This window comes from Flavihumibacter stibioxidans (assembly GCF_014332695.1).
Classification (GTDB): domain Bacteria; phylum Bacteroidota; class Bacteroidia; order Chitinophagales; family Chitinophagaceae; genus Flavihumibacter; species Flavihumibacter stibioxidans.
In genome coordinates, this window is record NZ_MBUA01000001.1 from 1,552,173 (window position 1) to 1,570,000 (window position 17,828).

Consider the following 17,828-nt stretch of genomic DNA (forward strand, 5'->3'; position numbering starts at 1 on the left):
CACTTTTTATTTCAAAGTATAAAGGCAAAAAAAATCAGTTGATAGAGCGGATCATTTTTTCGAGCGCTTCCAGGTGCAGTTTGAAGGCCTTCACTCCTGCTTTGGTCACCGAATAGGAAGTATTGGTCTTTCGCCCCACAAATCCCTTCTGCACCTTGATAAAACCATTTTCTTCCAGTGTTTTCAAATGGGTGGCCAGGTTACCGTCGGTCACTTCGATCAGTTCCTTCAGTTCATTGAAACTGAGGCTTTCGTTGACCATCAGGGAACTCATGATGCCCAGTCTTATCCGGCTGTCAAAGATTTTATTTAGTTGTCCGATTGGATTGATCATGATGTTTCAGGATTTATTGCGCTCATATTTCCACCACATGGCAAATCCATATACAATGTGCAGTATGCCAAAACCGAATGCCCATGCTGGCAGGCCGGAACGCGGGATCCACAAACTTATGATGCCTGTAAGAATCTGGGCATAACCCAGCCATTTAATTTCTCCAAGGGTAAAGCGACTGCCATTTACCAGTGCCAGGCCATAAAAGATCAGTGAAGCCGGGGCAACCAGGGTATATTGCTTCAATTCCATCAGGCGCAGGATAAATATACCTCCCGCGGCCATTGGCAGCAGGGTATTCCACATCAGCCTGCGGGCGGTATTGCCCCAGATGGCAACTCCTTCCCTGCGGCTCCTGGCATAGGTAAAAAGGAAGGCGATCAGCACCGCCACAATGAAAACCCCGCCAGCAATCTTCACCAGGTCCGATTTCAGGCAGTCGATGCAGGGAGCGGCCGAACCGTAATCGACGGAATAATATTCCCCAATCCTGTTGCTGGCCAGCCATGCACCTGCCAGCGCGCAGGCGCCTGCACCTACCCCGCTCCAGCCGCTCAGGCTGATGAAACGGCTGCTTTTTTCCATCATTTTCCGGATATCCTGCAAGGCGCTGAGGCCTGAAAGTTCAGTTGACATAAAAGCACTTTGTAATTCAAAGTAATGAAGAAGCTTTCACATAACAAAATTTTCATTGTTTATACAAGTGTTAAAGTAATCCCATCGTTATTGGACATATACTAAATTTGCGGCTCTATGGACTTGAGACCCAAATGCCAGCGCGCCATCGGGGTAATGCTTACGCTGCTGATAACCTTATTCGCCCATGCCCAAAGCAAAACCATCCGGGGATATGTGAAGGATAGGCTTAGTGATGAACGCATTCCCTTCGCCTCGCTGAAATTCATCCAGTCGCAACACGGGCGGCTGTCGGATTCTGCCGGCACTTTTACGTTTTATTTTAATAACTGGCCTACTGATACCCTGGAAGTTACCTATGTAGGTTACCAGGATGTGAGATTTGCCATCAGTCCCGATATTGCCGCCAGGCTTTCTAAAGACGGTGGCCAGTCGATCGATATTGTCATTGGAATGGAGAGAGGTAAACTTACCAGTGAGGTAATTGTGAAGACCAAGATCGACCGCGGTTACCTGATGTGGAAGCGGATCAACAAAAGGAAACCCTTCAACGACCGCTACCGTTTCAATTCCTTTACCTACGAATTGTATAACAAACTGGAACTGGACATCAACCGGTTCAACAAGGAAAAAATGAAAGAGATGGGCCCCCTCCGCCCATTCAGTTTTATTTTTGATAATGTGGACACCACAGAAGGGCAGCCCTTTCTTCCTGTTTACCTGACGGAAACCATTTCCGATTATTATTACCAGAAATCACCCAGGCGCACGCGTGAAACGATCAAGGCGGTGAAAGCCATGGGGGTGGACAATGAAAGTGTCACCAAACTGTTGGGGGGAACCGAACAAAACGTCAATGTTTACAACAATTACATTCCTGTCTTCGACAAACAGTTTGTGAGTCCCATCAGCGACAATGGCCCTGCCTATTATAAATACCAGGTACTCGACACCCAGTATGTGGCCGGTCAGCGGCTCATCCATTTCCTGTTTACGGCACGGAGAAAGGGTGAGAATACTTTTGAAGGCGATGCCTGGGTACATGATCCCACCTGGGCCATCCAAAAAATGACCCTGAACCTGAGCAAGGAGGCAAACATCAATTTCGTGGAAAAGCTCAGCCTGATACAGGAATACAAACTGATCAATGATACCACCTGGTTCCTGTCAAAGGACAAGTTTGTGGTGGATGTTGCCCCCATCGGGAAAAACAGGCTGGGCGCCATCGGTCGTAAAACATCCACATACAGGGATGTGATCGTCAACGAACCATTTATCCGCGATTCCATTGCCAAAAACAAAGTACAGTCGGAAATACTTTTCGCCGATGGGGCTTTGCAGAAAGCAGACAGTTTCTGGGTGGGAACCAGGCATGAATCCCTGAGCAAAAATGAACAGGCCATTTATTCCATGATTGACACCCTGCAAAAAATGCCCCTGTTCAACAAATATGTAAACACCCTCAACTTCCTTGCCACAGGCTATCGCAATGTAGGCAATTATGAGATCGGCCCCTGGTACAACTGGTTCACCGGAAATTCCTGGGAAGGATTCCGGATGCGGTTTGACCTGGGCACTAACCCGAAATTCAACAAGGACCTATACCTGCACGGCTACCTGGCTTACGGCTTCGGCGACCGCGCTTTCAAATACAAGCTGGAAGGAAAATACCTGTTCAGCCGCCATCCCCGTTCGTATATTCATGGTAGTTATACAAAAGACCTTGATAACGGCCAGGTGTATTATGATGAGATCAGCACCGATAATATCTTCGCGCTGGCCATCCGCAAATCAGGCATACCCATCAAGTTCATGCAGATCAAGGAAGCCAAGCTGGAATATTTCAGGGAATGGAACCCGGGGATATCGGCTACTTTCACCGGCATCCACAAGAGCTTTGATCCCTTGAAAAACCTTCCGCCAAAAGAAATATTCCTGCGCAATGGTGACAAGGGTGCTGCCCTCACCAATTTTGAAATGGGGGTTCGCGTACGCTTCGGTTACAATGAAAGATTCCTGGAAACCAATTTCAACCGCTTCAGCCTGGGAAGTTCCTACCCGATACTTGAATTCATGTACGCAAGGGGATTTGCCGGCGTTTTTAACAGCGATTACAATTATGACAAGATCTACGGCAGCATCTCCGACTATATGAAGATCGCGCCCTTCGGAAGCCTGTATTACAATTTCTTCGGTGGTAAAACCTATGGCACATTGCCTTATATGATGCTGAATGTGATGCCGGGTAACGAGATCTATTATTACAACAAATACGCCTTCAACCTGATGCAGCGTTTTGAGTATATCAGTGACCGTTATGCGGGATTCAACCTCGAGCATAATATCGGCAACGGCCTGTTCAAGTATATCCCCTTAACGCGCAAATTGAAGTTCCGGCAGTTCTGGAGCGCCAAGGGTATAACGGGAGCCATAACCGAAGCCAACAAAACGCTGAACTTTGACAACCCCTATAACCAGTTCAAGGACCTCGACGGCAAACTGTACCTCGAGCTGGGAACCGGTGTGGACAATATCTTCAAGGTATTCAGGCTGGATTTTGTCTGGAGGCTTGCTCCGCGCCCGCTGCCTGTTGACCGGGTAAGCCGTTTTGGTATTTTCGGAAGTTTCCGGCTGGCATTCTGATATCCAACTGTTTTTTGCTTATCTTAAAAAGCCAAAAACAGATTGCATGTCGGAAAAATATATTCTCGCCCTTGACCAGGGTACAACAAGTTCCAGGGCCATTCTTTTTGACAAGTACGGGCAGATTTGCCATGTAGCACAAAAGGAGTTTACCCAGCTCTACCCCCATCCCGGCTGGGTGGAACATGATGCCGAAGAAATCTGGGCTTCACAGTTTTCCGTGCTGGCAGAAACGATGGCCAAAGCTTCCATCACCACTTCCGATATTGCGGCAATGGGTATCACCAACCAGCGAGAAACGACGGTGGTATGGGACAGGAATACCTCACGCCCGATATACAATGCTATTGTATGGCAGGACCGGCGCACCGCATCGTTTTGTGACAGGTTAAAAGCCGATGGACTGGCACCCATGATCCAGCAAAAAACCGGACTGGTGCCGGATGCCTATTTCTCCGCCACCAAACTGAAATGGATACTCGATAATGTCAGCGGCGCCCGCGAGAAAGCGGTCAAAGGCGAACTGGCATTCGGCACCATCGACTGCTGGCTTTCCTGGAAACTTACTAACGGTAAGGTACATGTGACCGACGTGTCCAATGCGTCCCGTACCATGCTCATGAATATTGAAACCTGTGAGTGGGATACTGACCTGTTGAAACTATTTGACATACCTGCATCTGTGCTGCCTGAAATCATTCCCAGCAGCCGGGTCTATGCGGTGAGTGAATCGGTGGTAAAAAGCGCCAATATTCCACTGGCAGGCATCGCAGGCGACCAGCAGGCCGCCCTCTTTGGACAACAGTGTACTTCGCCTGGCATGGTAAAAAATACTTATGGTACCGGCTGCTTTATGCTGATGCATACCGGCGATAAAATCGTTCATTCGGCCAATAACCTGCTGACCACCGTAGCCTGGAAAATCAATAACCGGGTGGAATATGCCGTGGAAGGCAGCATCTTCATTGGCGGCGCCGTGGTACAGTGGTTAAGAGATGGACTGCACCTGATCCGCTCCTCCGCTGATATTGAAGAACTGGCTTCAAAAGTAAAGGACACCGATGGCGTATATATGGTGCCCGCATTTGCAGGCCTGGGAGCACCCCACTGGAACCAGCATGCAAGGGGAGCGGTGTTTGGCCTGACAAGAGGTACCACCAAGGCGCATATTGCAAGGGCATGCCTGGAAAGCATCGCCTACCAGACCAGGGATGTACTGAAAGCAATGGAATCGGATGCCGGACTTCCCATCAGGGAATTACGGGTGGATGGCGGCGCCACCATCAATAACCTGCTGATGCAGTTTCAGTGCGACGTATTGCAGGTTCCTGTAGTAAGGCCGGAAGTATATGAAACCACCGCCCTGGGAGCAGCCTACCTGGCCGGACTGGGGGTTGGCTACTGGGAAAGTATCGCAGACATACAGCAGCAATGGAAGGCCGCCAAACATTTTTTCCCGCAGCACACTGCAGATGAAATGGCCCCCTATATCAAAGGCTGGAACCGGGCAGTGAAAGCAAGTATTGCCTGGGCGGATGCAGAATAGTGTTGGTGCGGTGGATGGAGAATAACGATGGTGCAGCGGAGTATAGTGAAAGGGTGAACTGAAAAAGAGAACCAGAAAATAAGAGATGAAGAGAGAACAAATGATCAGTGCGTTGAAAAGCACATCCCGGTGGGATGTATGCATTGTAGGCGGCGGCGCAACAGGATTAGGCATTGCCATTGATGCGGCATCACGGGGATACAAAACGGTGCTGCTGGAACAATTTGATTTTGCAAAGGGCACATCATCGCGGTCCACAAAACTGGTACACGGCGGAGTGCGTTACCTCCAGCAGGGAAATGTGAAACTGGTAATGGAAGCCCTGCGCGAAAGAGGTTTACTTCGTCGCAATGCCCCCCACCTGGTGAAAAACCAATCCTTCCTGTTGCCCAATTACAAATGGTGGGAAGGCCCTTTTTATGGGATCGGACTGAAAATCTATGACTGGATGGCTGGCGACCTGGGGCTGGGATCTTCGGTTTTCCTTTCCCGTGAGGAAACCCTGGAACGTGCTCCCACACTGGACCCGGAGGGTTTAAGGGGAGGGGTACTGTACCAGGACGGACAATTTGACGATGCAAGGCTGGCCATCAACCTGGCACAAACAGCGGCAGAACAGAATGGTGTGGTAGTCAACTATGTGAAAGTGAACAGGCTGCTGAAGGAAAATGACAAAATCACCGGTGTGGAAGCCTCGGATATGCTTAACGGTGAGGTATACACGATCAATGCGGCTGTTGTCATCAACGCTACCGGTATATTCACGGACAGGCTGCGTCATGCCGATGACCCGGCAAAGGCACCGGTATTATCATTAAGCCAGGGCACCCACCTGGTGGTAGACCAGAAATTCCTTCCCGGCGATACAGCCATCCTGATACCGGAAACGTCTGACGGCAGGGTGTTGTTTGCCGTACCCTGGCACCAGAAACTTATTATTGGCACAACCGATATTCCGGTGTCACAGCCAACTGAGGAGCCTGTTCCAAAAGAGGAAGAGATCACATTCATACTGGAAAATATTCGTGTATACCTGGCCGGGGATCCGAAACGCGAGGATGTAAAATCCGTTTTCTCAGGGCTTCGTCCCCTGGTGAAAGGATCAGCCGGCAGTACGGCTGCGTTATCACGCGATCATTTTATTGAGGTGAGTGAAAGCGGGCTCGTCAGTATCACCGGTGGCAAATGGACCACCTACCGCAAGATGGCGGAAGATGCGCTGAATGTGGCCATCCGGCAAAAACTATTGCCCGATAAGCCATGCACCACTCCCCTGCTTTCCATTCACGGGGCAAAGGAAGTGAAGGATTATGCAGAGCATGGGTACTACTACGGAACCGACCTGGAAAAGATCAGGGCACTGGAAAAGGAAAATCCCGAATGGTCCGAAAAGATCCATCCGAACCTGCCATACAATAAAGCTGAGATCATCTGGGCAGCAAGGGAGGAAATGTGTATGACCGTAGACGATGCCTTGTCCCGCCGAACCCGCGCACTTTTGCTGGATGCCCGGGCCGCCATTGAATCAGCACCTGCAGTAGCGCATATACTTGCCAGTGAGCTTCACCGCGATACGGCATGGGAACAGGACCAGGTAGACATATTTACCGCCATTGCCGTCAACTATTTACCCTATAAATCATCTAATTAAATCTAACCAGGATGCATCCTTACCTTGCAGAATTTATCGGAACGGCCATACTGATAGCTTTTGGAAATGGCGTGGTAGCCAACGTATTACTGAATAAATCAAAAGGACAAAACAGCGGCTGGATCGTGATTTCCTTCGGCTGGTCCATGGCGGTTTTTGTAGGGGTTTATGCTGTGTCAAAATACAGCGGCGCCCACCTGAACCCTGCGGTATCCATCTGTCTTGCCTTAACCGGCAAATTCAGCTGGGCTGATGTTCCCTATTACATATTGGCACAGGTTGCCGGTGGGTTTTCCGGATCGGTACTGATGTGGCTGACCTACCGCAACCATTTCGATGTTACAGAAGATACTACCGCCAAACTGGCCATCTTCAGCACCATTCCGGCCATCCGCAACCCGGTATTCAACCTGGTAACGGAAACAGTTGCCACTGCTATCTTCCTGTTCCTGGTACTGATGATCATTTCTCCTTCCGATAACCACGGCGCACTGGAAGCATTACCTGTAGCTTTCCTGGTGCTGGCTGTCGGTTTATCATTGGGTGGACCTACCGGGTACGCCATCAATCCGGCACGTGACCTGGGACCAAGGATTGCGCATACCGTTTTGCCTATAGGTAAAAAAGGCAGCAGCGACTGGGCCTATGCCTGGGTGCCCATTGTGGGTCCCATCCTCGGCGCCATTATCGCCGCCCTCACCTTTAACGCCTTGCAATAACCCATTCACCATTCACCATTCACCATCATGAAGCCCCTCCTCCTTTTCGCCCTCCTCTTCTCGTTCAACCTCGCCGGCGCACAGTCACCGGAATCAAAATTATCATCCCTTGGCATTACCTTACCTGCAGTAAAGAAACCGGTTGCCAACTATGTGAATGTGGTACAAAGCGGCAACCTGCTTTTCCTGTCGGGCAAAGGCCCTTCCAGGCCTGATGGCACTGATATAACAGGTAAGCTGGGAAAAGACCTGAATATTGAACAGGGCTATGAAGCAGCGCGCCTGGTAGCCATTAATCACCTGGCAGTACTGAAAGATTACCTGGGCGACCTGGGTCGGGTTAAACGCATAGTAAAAGTGCTGGGTATGGTCGGTTCCGAAAGCCATTTCACAGACCAGCCCAAAGTGATGAACGGATATTCAGACCTGATGGTAGCCGTGTTCGGCGAAAAGGGAAAACATGCCCGTTCTGCTGTTGGCATGATTTCCCTTCCCAATAATATTGCCGTGGAAGTAGAGGTTATTGTTGAGATTGATTGAGGAAATCCCTGAACTGCTCCAAAACCTTTTTTTCTTCCAGCACAGCTTCGGTATGTAATCCGGTAAGGGAACCAATTGAATTCGAGACTTTTCCGGATGGTTCATAAGGACCGGCAACCCCCAGCACATTCATTTGTTCATCACCGTTACCAACAACCACCCTGAACAGGTAGAAGCGTTTGTTTTCACCATCAATCAAATGCTTCTGTTCCGACAAAAATGTCACCGTCCTGATATCATAGTCTTCCCAGATGGTATTGAACAAATGGCTGGCAGCCAGTTGCGGCTGCCTGGCATAACTGTTCGGGAACAGGGATAATTTGTCCTTCTCCATCAAATCCTGGTACAGGTGCATCCTGTAGTAATCATCTTTCGCAAGCCTCAGTCGCCAGGATTCATCCGGAACCAGTTTGCGGGCGAGCATGGCCGTTACAACCGCGTTGACCACATCAATATTGGAACTTTCAGCGAATCCGCGCAACATGTTCAGGCTTGCCTTATCATTATAGAGGGCGAGTAAATTACAGAACCGGTTGAACCCATTCGGGAAATAGGCCGTATCTGCTTTCATTGAATCGGCATAATTTTTTCCGAGGGCAAGCATATATGGCAGAACGCTATCCAGTTGCGCCCTGGATATTTTCGCTGAATCATACAATTTCAGCAGTACATCGGGCATCATCCTGACAAACAGGCTGTCACTGCAATAATCCAGCAGTTCGGGTAATAAAATTCCGGTCAGTTCAAGGCTGTCGGTGATGGATGGATTCAGGATATTGGCATATCCGGAAGTAGGCAGTCCCTTTTTAAGCAGCGCTTTCAATGTTTCAAAGGATTCCCTTGTTTGCGTCCTGGTTAATACCGACAACAACGGGTATTGCAATTCACTGTTTCTTTCCTTCAGGGAAAGAAAGGCGCCGGGAATAAACCCGGTGGTGGAAGGATCCCTGGCATCGAGCAATACCTGGATCAGTTCATCGTGTGTGCAATAGCGGTTGGGACTGAAATCCGCATAGGGATAAAGAATTGCTTTTTGCAGGAAGGGGATATCCTCTTTCCCGAAATGCACCCGGCTCAGGGCTTCGGACGCTTCGGAAAAAATAATGGAATCAGGCAATAGCAGGTCGGCCAGCAGCAGCCTGGCTTTTGATTCCGTATAGGAATGTTTTTTCACCTCCCCTATCACCCTGAAACCATCGAATAATTCCCTGTAAGACTGGCTGTTCATGATCTCCGCGGGAAGGAAAGCATACATGGCATATACGGTATCCCCATTTGCAAACAGCCTCACCCTTTTCAGGTTATGCGTTTCGCCATGCCGGATTACTGCGTCGGCCACCATTTTGCCGTTCGACCGGGAAGTTTTGTAGGTAAGCAGGCTGTCTTCACTGGTCACATATAGCTGTGTCTGCTCGCGAAGGAAACTGCTGTCTGATTCAGACCAGTAATATTTAGAGAGTGGTTCAATATCCACATGTGCAGAAACGGCACTCACGGAATCATACATCATGAATTTCCTGTTGCCATTTTCCAATGCCACACCATCTGCCACAAAGAGAGCAGGTGAACTTGTGGTGAAATTGGCAGCAGTGATCTGTACTACTTTATTGCGGGGTTCCCTGTATGGCAGGAGGCGGACACTGTGCAGGAATCGTTGCGCATCCTCTTTACGACTATCCCCGGGCGCATAACTGGATACAAACAGGTAGCGCCTGTTTCCCCGATTCAGCAAACTAAAATGGGAATGCACGGTATCTCCATCTACACGCATGCCCAATAATGCTTCCGCCGCCGGGAAGCCATCCATCTTGAAATTACGCCGACTGATCAGCCTCGAATCACCATTTGCGACTGCCTGGGAGATAACATTTTCAAAATAACCGGAATCAAGACTCGAGAAATACCCCGGCTGGCTTTCATACACTTTCACCATGTAATAGATTTGCTTCAGCACGTCCAGCCCACTGAAAGAAAGTTCCTTCCATACTGAATCCGACAGTGATACTTCCCTCTTCAGTTCGACCGGCACTTCAAATGATATCAGCGATTGTTCCTCCCTGTTATACCGCCATTCGCGGATCCCTTTCGCGGTTTCCCGCCTGTTGATTGTCATTGAAGAAAAAAACCTTTCTGCATCCTTGCCTTCCGCCAGGTTTTTGTCCTGGGAGAAAATCATATTCATCACCATCTTTCCGGGCATGGAATGAATGGTCATGAATCCCTTCCCTTCAGCAACCACCATCTGGATATAGCGCGCACTGAACTCACTAAATTTCCTCACTGAATCTGCCAGCAATTTTCCCTTCTCTTTGTACATCTTTCCCAAAGAGGATGCTATTGAATCGATCTGGTTTTCGCTTACTCCCGGCAGGTCGACGGTGGCAGTGAAATATGCCGACATGGTAAAGAAGTCAAAATAGATTTGTGCCGCCTGCAGGTTTTCGATTTTATTCAGGAGGGATGGTTTTCCTGGCATCCACACGCTGTAACTGCTGTCGGGGTCCTGTACTTTTTGCCAGTCCAGGAGCCTTTCGGCCGGCAGTTGCTTGTCGGGGTCCAACCGGGCTGTAGAATATACCGGCTCCACCTGATAACCCTGTTTCCGGAGCAATTTGATCACCCCTGAATCACCCGGAAGGTGAGCGGCGCCCACTGCATAAAAGCCGGTCCGGATGGCGGACAGGCTGTCAATACGCTGTGCCATCTTGAAGTTTCGCTGGTTGATTTTATAAGCGCCAAGGTAACCGCTTGTTTCCTGCACAATGTCATTGAGCTGACTGAGTTTCCCATCTGCATATATCCGGATGAACTTATCCAGGAACTGCTGTTTTTCCTTTTCGGGTTGCAGCACCTGTTCAATTTGTGTGGCCAGGTTGGACCTGGCAATACTCATCTGGTCTTCCATGTCTTCCAGTCCGCCCACCCATTTGCCTTCGCGCCTTGCGAAATCAAACAACCAGGCATCCATAAAAGTGGACATATCATCTTTCTTCTTCAGGGAATACATCCAGCCATCCGATCTGGATTTCAACTCGCCGTAGGTGATCCTGTCATATTTTTTCCTAAACTTTTTCTCCAGTGCTGCGGCGTATTTTTTCTTCTGCTCTGCTGACAACATTTCGCTGAGCAGTTGTCCTTTACCGTTTTCCCTTTCCTGCATCATGCTTTCAATAACTGCATTGCCCAGTTGTTCCAGGTCAAGTTCTGCAGCGAAGCCCTGGGTGTTGCGGATGCCGGCATATACCGAATCCCCAAACTGGAACAGGCGCCTGTCCTGCAGGTGCATGGTGCCAAAGAGATAGGAAGGGGCGGACAGGTTTTTTCCTGTGATCCGCCAGAGCATGGTATTGGCAATCGGTTCCTGGGCTTGCAGGAATAAAGGCTGGAGTAGTACCAGGAGAACAAGGATAAGGACAGTACGGCGAACGGGCATAAGTAGTATTTAGCGAATCCAAAATATACAAAGCCCGGGGATTATTCAACTATGATCTCATCAATCGCGGAAAGAATGATCTCACAGGCTTTCCTGATTTCTTTTTTGGTGATGGTCAGCGGGGGAGCGATCCGCATGCTGTTGGCGCCAAAAAGGAACCAGTCAGTCAACAACCCTTTTTCAATACAACGGTCGATCACCTTTTTATTGGTTTCAAAGCTGTCAAACTCAACTGCCATCAGCAGGCCTCTGGATCTTATGGCCTTTATGGCGGGATGGTGGAGCAATTGTCGGAAAAGGGCTTCTTTCTCAGCGACTTTTTGGATAAGTTTTTCTTTCAGCAATACCTTCATTGCGGCCATCCCCGCGGCACAACTAACCGGGTGGCCGCCAAAAGTGGTGATATGTCCCAATACAGGGTTGGCGGTGAAACAATCCATCAGTTCTTTACGGGCGACAAAAGCGCCCAGGGGCATACCGCCGCCCAGTGCCTTTCCCAGCAATATAATATCCGGGACAATGCCGAATGCTTCAAATCCCCAGAGATGGCCTGTGCGGCCAAATCCTGTCTGGATCTCATCCATCACCAGCAGTGTGCCGGTTTCCGTGCAGCGGTTACGCAAGGCCGTTAACCACGAATTTAATGGGGCGTGTACTCCCCTTTCTGCCTGTATGGTTTCCAGTATCACACAGGCAGTATCGGTGGTGATATGTTCAAGGACGGCATTGTCATTATAAGGCAGGTGAAGGATACCGGGTAAGAGCGGCCGGTAGGCATTTCGCCAGTATTCATCGCCCAGGATACTGAGTGCGCCCTGAGTAGATCCATGGTAGGATTGCTCGAAGGCAATGATATTGGTACGACCGGTTACCCGTTTGGCTAGCTTCATGGCCCCTTCCGTAGCTTCCGCACCGGAATTGGTGAAATAGATACTGTTCAGCGATTCGGGAAGGTGGTCGGCCAGCATTTTCGCATACTGCACCTGGGGAGATTCAACAAATTCTCCATACACCAGCAGGTGAAGGTATTGCTCCGCCTGGGCTTTGATGGCTTTTACCACTTTCGGGTGGCAGTGGCCAACATTACAAACGCTGATACCCGCAATGAGGTCAATATATTCCTTTCCGGCGGCATCTTCCAGGATAACACCCCTTGCTTTGACAATTTCCAGGGCCAGCGGAGCCGGCGATGTCTGGGCTACATGTTGTAAAAATAACTGCCGCTGATTCATAACATTCTTTGTAAGCAAAGATGCTGATATTTGTCCTGAAATTCACCATTCACCATTCACCATTCACCATTCACCGTATGCCTGTTATTCTTCACGTCAACGGAGTTTACCCCCAGTTCGGGGAAGATTGTTTCATTGCGCCCAACGCTACTATTGTAGGAGATGTTGTCATGGGCAACCAATGCAGTATCTGGTTCAATGCGGTGGTGCGGGGTGATGTGAACAGCATACGCATGGGTAATAAAGTGAATATCCAGGATGGGGCGGTGATCCACGCCACATTCCAGAAAACCAAAGTGACCATCGGCCACAATGTTTCCATTGGACACAATGCCATTGTACATGGCTGCACCCTGCACGACAATGTATTGATAGGTATGGGTTCCATCATCATGGACAACGCGGTGGTCAACAGCAATACCATTATTGCTGCCGGGGCAGTGGTGCTGGAAGGAACTGTTTGTGAGCCGGGCAGTATCTATGCCGGAGTTCCTGCCAAAAAGGTAAAAGACATCTCCCAGGAACTGATCCACGGTGAAATTGACCGGATTGCCAATAATTATATCCGCTATTCCGGCTGGTTCAGGGACCAGGTAAAATAACCGGCATACTTTTTTCAGAGGGTTTACGTTATAAAAAGAAAAGCCTTATGAAATTGTTTCGTTACGGTTCCCTCCTTTTTGCTGTGGGAATGCTGCTGATGATGACATCCTGCAAAACATCGAAATCAGGATGTCCGTCCAACGGGAAAAACGTGGGTGCTGAGCGGATCCTGAGCGGAGAGAAATTGCCGAAAACAAAGAAATTCAAGGCTTAGTCCTCCGTCACCTAAACCCTATCATATGTGTCCCGTACTACACACCCACGACGGCTTTACCGAGGCTATCATCGATGAGGACGGCGGCCTGAAACGTTTTTATGAAGTGGCCAACCTCCTTACCGATGGATTAAAAATCAGTTTCTCCGGGAAACTGGACGATTTTGATTCCCTGACCTGGGATTTCAGCTACAAAGGCCATCCCCTTTGCCTGCATTACAATATTTATACCGGCATCTGCCTCTACCCCAGGCAGACGGGGAAAGCTATCCCCCGCGACAATAAAGTGATAGCCGAAGTTGCCACCTTCCTTGAATCCAGGCTCATGGTCAATACGGCAAGGAAATTCATCGCTTAGGATTCACTTACAAAATTTAACACGGCGGGAAACATCCGGTTATATTAATTGTTAGGTTTACATTTTTGTAATAACCAGACAACTAAAATAATCATGATGCCTAAATTTCTGCCTATTATCGGAGCTTTTCTGGCTGTGGCGTTCGCATCCTGCAGCACGCAAACTACCAGTAATAACCAGCAAGCAGTAACAGACACCAGCGGAGCGGGCGACCCGGTGGAAACCAAAGCCCCCAACAGTAACTACAAACCCGCATTTGAAGGGCAGACCCGTATTGCAGGTGTAAAAACCACCACCCCTTATGAACACAAGGTTTTATTCAGCTCCCTGGATAAGCCCTGGGGAATCACCAGCCTGCCCGACGGCAGGTTACTGATGACCCAGAAAACCGGCACCATGCGCATTGCGACCACTGATGGCCAGGTTGGGGAGCCCATCACCGGACTGCCTGCGGTGAACGCAAATGGACAGGGAGGTTTACTGGGACTAACCATTGATCCTGATTTCTCCAATAACCGGATGGTTTACTGGGCGTTTTCAGAAAAGGTCGCCGAAGGAACCCACACCTCCATCGCGAAAGGAAAGCTGTCTGCCGATGAGAAAAAAATTGAGAACGCAACCGTGATCTACCGGGCCACTCCGGCAAAACAAGGAGGTGCGCACTTTGGTGGCAGGGTATTGTTTGATAAGACCGGCCATCTCATTTTCGGTACCGGTGACCGTGGCGATAAAGAGAACAGGCCCCTGGTTCAGCAGTTGAACACCAGCCTGGGTAAGACCTTCCGCATTACCACTGATGGCAAACCTGCGCCTGGAAATCCTTTCGAAGGGCAGGCTGACGCCAGGGCGGAGATATATTCCTTAGGCCATCGCAACCCGCAGGGACTGGCGCTTCATCCTGTAACAGGTGAACTCTGGGAAACTGAATTTGGTCCTAAAGGTGGCGATGAACTCAACCGGATTGTTCCGGGCAAGAACTATGGCTGGCCAACCATTACTTACGGCATTGAATACAGTGGTGAAGCTGTGGGCGACAGCCAGACACAAAAAGAAGGTTTGGAGCAACCTGTGTATTACTGGGATCCGGTTTTATCGCCGAGCGGAATTTGTTTTTATTCCAGCGATATTATGCCTGAGTGGAAGAACAACCTGTTCATCGGCGGGCTAAGCAGCACACATATAGCGCGTATCGTCATTGAAAACAACAAGGTGGTGGGAGAAGAGCGATTACTCGCCAATGAAGGCGAACGTTTCCGCGACATCACCATGGGCAAGGATGGGGCACTATATGCTGTTACGGATGGTGGAAAGCTCTACCGCATTGCGAAGAAATAGTATTGAAATCCAACTTCAATAGTCATGACCCGGAGGCTGTGTATGCACTGCTTTCGGGTCTTTTTTTGAGTCTATTAGCGGGCTTAACAGTTACGGGTGGGTTTCTATTTCGGGAGGGGAATAGGCGAAACCTTCTTTCAACAGAATTTGGGTGGGGGAAATCTGAGGGTATTAGTTAGCGCGGGGTAGGGGTATGTGCAATAAAAAAGCCTTTCAGTTTCCTGAAAGGCTCTTTATAATAAATATGGCACCTACCTACTCTCCCGCCTGGTATAGCAGTACCATCGGCCATGAGGGGCTTAACTTCTCTGTTCGGTATGGGAAGAGGTGAACACCCTCGGCATAAGCACCATAAGACATTGGTGGAATGATCCACTTCAATAAGATAACATATTGGGAAGTTGCAATTTCACGGGTATGTAATATTTCCTAATCCATATAGAATTAAAAAATTAAAGCTTACGGGCAATTAGTACTACTCGGCTTTGATGTTACCACCTTTACACCTGTAGCCTATCAACGTCATAGTCTCTGACGACCCTTAAAAGAAAACTCATCTTAAGGTAGGTTTCACGCTTAGATGCTTTCAGCGTTTATCCTTTCCGTACATAGCTACTCGGCATTGCACCTGGCGGCACAACCGATACACCAGCGGTACGTACGACCCGGTCCTCTCGTACTAAGGTCATGTCCTCTCAATTTTCTAACGCCCATCACAGATAGGGACCGAACTGTCTTGCGACGTTCTGAACCCAGTTCACGTGCCACTTTAATCGGCGAACAGCCGAACCCTTGGGACCTTCTCCAGCCCCAGGATGTGACGAACCGACATCGAGGTGCCAAACCTCACCGTCGATATGAGCTCTTGGGTGAGATCAGCCTGTTATCCCCAGAGTACCTTTTATCCTTTGAGCGATGGCCCTTCCATACAGAACCACCGGATCACTTTAGCCTGCTTTCGCACCTGATCGACTTGTATGTCTCACAGTCAAGCACCCTTATACTAATGCGCTCTGCGTACGATTACCAACCGTACTGAGGGTACCTTTGCGAGCCTCCGTTACTTTTTAGGAGGCGACCACCCCAGTCAAACTACCCACCATGCAATGTCCCCCTTCAGGGGTTAGGTTCTAAGCAACAAGAGGTTGGTATTTCAACGATGACTCCACAATGCCTGGCGACACTGCTTCATAGTCTCCCAACTATCCTACACACTTGGTGCTCAAAATCAATGCAAAGTTGTAGTGAAGGTTCATGGGGTCTTTCCGTCCCGTGACGGGTAACCGGCATCTTCACCGATACTACAATTTCACCGGGCTCGTGGAGGAGACAGTGTTCAACTCATTAGACCATTCGTGCAGGTCGGAACTTACCCGACAAGGAATTTCGCTACCTTAGGACCGTTATAGTTACGGCCGCCGTTTACTGGGGCTTCAGTCAGAAGCTTTGGATTACTCCGAACATCCTTCCTTAACCTTCCAGCACCGGGCAGGTATCAGGCTCTATACGTCATCTTACGATTTTGCAGGGCCCTGTGTTTTTGTTAAACAGTTGGTTGAACCATTTTACTGAGACCGCATCGCTGCGGTACGCTTTATCCCGAAGTTACAGCGTCAATTTGCCTAGTTCCTTCTCCACGGCTCACCCGAGCGCCTTAGAATATTCATCTCGACTACCTGTGTCGGTTTACGGTACGGGCGGCATTAGCCTATCCTTAGAGGTTTTTCTCGGTGCTATGATTAGGGTCACTATCTATCCAGCCGAAGCTTTCTAGTACTATCACCTTCGACATCCCGTGCGGATTTGCCTACACAGGATATATCTACGGGCTTTAACGCAGTATTCCGTAACTGCGCGGACCTTTCACTAACACGTCACCCCATCGAAACTAATGCCGGTACTGGAATATTAACCAGTTTTCCATCAGCTGCCCCTTTCGGGTTTGCCTAAGGACCCGACTAACCCTGATCCGATTAACGTTGATCAGGAACCCTTAGTCTTACGGCGAACAAGTTTTTCACTTGTTTTATCGTTACTTATGCCTACATTTTCTTTTCCAACCGCTCCAGCATGCATCACCACACACCTTCAACGCAGATTGGAATGCTCCCCTACCACTCCATACAAGTATGGAATTTAGAACTTCGGTTCGTAGTTTGATGCCCGATCATTTTCCGTGCAGAGTCTCTCGACCAGTGAGCTGTTACGCACTCTTTAAATGAATGGCTGCTTCCAAGCCAACATCCTGGCTGTTTTAGAAACTCCACCTCGTTTGTTCAACTTAACTACGTATTAGGGACCTTAGTTGCTAATCTGGGTTATTTCCCTCTCGGCCATGGACCTTAGCGCCCACAGCCTCACTGCCGCAGATATTTATTAGCATTCGGAGTTTGTCAGGGTTTGGTAGGCGGTGAAGCCCCCTAGCCCAATCAGTAGCTCTACCTCTAATAAACTTCTATATGCGACGCTGTTCCTAAAAACATTTCGGGGAGAACGAGCTATCTCTCAGTTTGATTGGCCTTTCACCCCTATCCACAGGTCATCCCATAACTTTTCAACGTTAATGAGTTCGGTCCTCCAGTGT

At 49.2% G+C, this 17,828-nt stretch carries 13 protein-coding genes and 2 rRNA genes (1 of these 15 only partly in view); 9 read left to right on the forward strand and 6 right to left on the reverse strand.

All coding sequences use genetic code 11. The features are described from left to right. Positions 1–34: 34 nt before the first annotated feature. Together BC349_RS06610 and BC349_RS06615 are read right to left on the reverse strand one after the other, a co-directional pair. Positions 35–334: a winged helix-turn-helix domain-containing protein gene (locus BC349_RS06610; protein WP_187255917.1), complete on the reverse strand. Its 300-nt coding sequence runs from the start codon at positions 332–334 to the stop codon at positions 35–37. Positions 335–340: 6 nt separating this feature from the next. Next, positions 341–970, reverse strand: a complete 630-nt coding sequence (locus BC349_RS06615; RefSeq protein ID WP_187255918.1) for a hypothetical protein — start codon at positions 968–970, stop codon at positions 341–343. Positions 971–1,087: 117 nt separating this feature from the next. On the opposite strand from BC349_RS06615, the gene BC349_RS06620 reads away from it, so the two are divergent. The 5 genes from BC349_RS06620 (at position 1,088) to BC349_RS06640 (ending at position 8,069) form a co-directional block, all read left to right on the forward strand. Next, positions 1,088–3,613 (forward strand): DUF5686 family protein, encoded by a 2,526-nt coding sequence (locus BC349_RS06620; protein WP_187255919.1) that lies wholly within the window; start codon positions 1,088–1,090, stop codon positions 3,611–3,613. Positions 3,614–3,659: 46 nt separating this feature from the next. After that, positions 3,660–5,159 carry a glycerol kinase GlpK gene (gene glpK / locus BC349_RS06625; protein ID WP_187255920.1) on the forward strand — a complete coding sequence of 500 codons (1,500 nt, stop codon included), beginning with the start codon at positions 3,660–3,662 and terminating at the stop codon, positions 5,157–5,159. A gap of 85 nt (positions 5,160–5,244) precedes the next feature. After that, positions 5,245–6,810 (forward strand): glycerol-3-phosphate dehydrogenase/oxidase, encoded by a 1,566-nt coding sequence (locus BC349_RS06630; RefSeq protein ID WP_187255921.1) that lies wholly within the window; start codon positions 5,245–5,247, stop codon positions 6,808–6,810. Positions 6,811–6,821: 11 nt separating this feature from the next. Next, on the forward strand, positions 6,822–7,529 hold the full coding sequence (locus BC349_RS06635; RefSeq protein WP_187255922.1) for an MIP/aquaporin family protein: 708 nt from the start codon (positions 6,822–6,824) through the stop codon (positions 7,527–7,529). Between the two features lie 27 nt (positions 7,530–7,556). Beyond that, entirely contained in the window at positions 7,557–8,069 is a 513-nt protein-coding gene (locus BC349_RS06640) for a RidA family protein (protein WP_187255923.1), read from the forward strand. Here the strand turns inward: BC349_RS06640 and BC349_RS06645 are convergent. Continuing rightward, the gene (locus BC349_RS06645; RefSeq protein WP_187255924.1) at positions 8,050–11,502 is read right to left on the reverse strand and encodes a TraB/GumN family protein; all 3,453 of its coding nucleotides are present in this window, start codon (positions 11,500–11,502) and stop codon (positions 8,050–8,052) included. The genes BC349_RS06640 and BC349_RS06645 overlap by 20 nt on opposite strands. 41 nt (positions 11,503–11,543) lie before the next feature. Beyond that, positions 11,544–12,734: an aspartate aminotransferase family protein gene (locus BC349_RS06650; RefSeq protein WP_187255925.1), complete on the reverse strand. Its 1,191-nt coding sequence runs from the start codon at positions 12,732–12,734 to the stop codon at positions 11,544–11,546. 20 nt (positions 12,735–12,754) lie between these two features. Here BC349_RS06650 and BC349_RS06655 point away from each other — a divergent pair, with 20 nt between their 5' ends. The 4 genes from BC349_RS06655 (at position 12,755) to BC349_RS06670 (ending at position 15,244) form a co-directional block, all read left to right on the forward strand. Further along, the gene (locus BC349_RS06655) at positions 12,755–13,336 is read left to right on the forward strand and encodes a gamma carbonic anhydrase family protein (RefSeq protein WP_246456807.1); all 582 of its coding nucleotides are present in this window, start codon (positions 12,755–12,757) and stop codon (positions 13,334–13,336) included. Between the two features lie 47 nt (positions 13,337–13,383). Next, entirely contained in the window at positions 13,384–13,551 is a 168-nt protein-coding gene (locus BC349_RS06660) for a hypothetical protein (RefSeq protein WP_187255926.1), read from the forward strand. 25 nt (positions 13,552–13,576) lie between these two features. Beyond that, entirely contained in the window at positions 13,577–13,909 is a 333-nt protein-coding gene (locus BC349_RS06665; protein WP_187255927.1) for a hypothetical protein, read from the forward strand. A 93-nt stretch (positions 13,910–14,002) separates the two neighbouring features. Continuing rightward, positions 14,003–15,244 (forward strand): PQQ-dependent sugar dehydrogenase, encoded by a 1,242-nt coding sequence (locus BC349_RS06670; RefSeq protein ID WP_246456809.1) that lies wholly within the window; start codon positions 14,003–14,005, stop codon positions 15,242–15,244. Between the two features lie 242 nt (positions 15,245–15,486). Here the strand turns inward: BC349_RS06670 and rrf are convergent. Both rrf and BC349_RS06680 read right to left on the reverse strand, forming a co-directional pair. Continuing rightward, positions 15,487–15,598 (reverse strand): 5S ribosomal RNA (rrf, locus tag BC349_RS06675). Between the two features lie 95 nt (positions 15,599–15,693). Then, a 23S ribosomal RNA gene (locus tag BC349_RS06680) occupies positions 15,694–17,828 on the reverse strand; it runs 748 nt beyond the window's last position.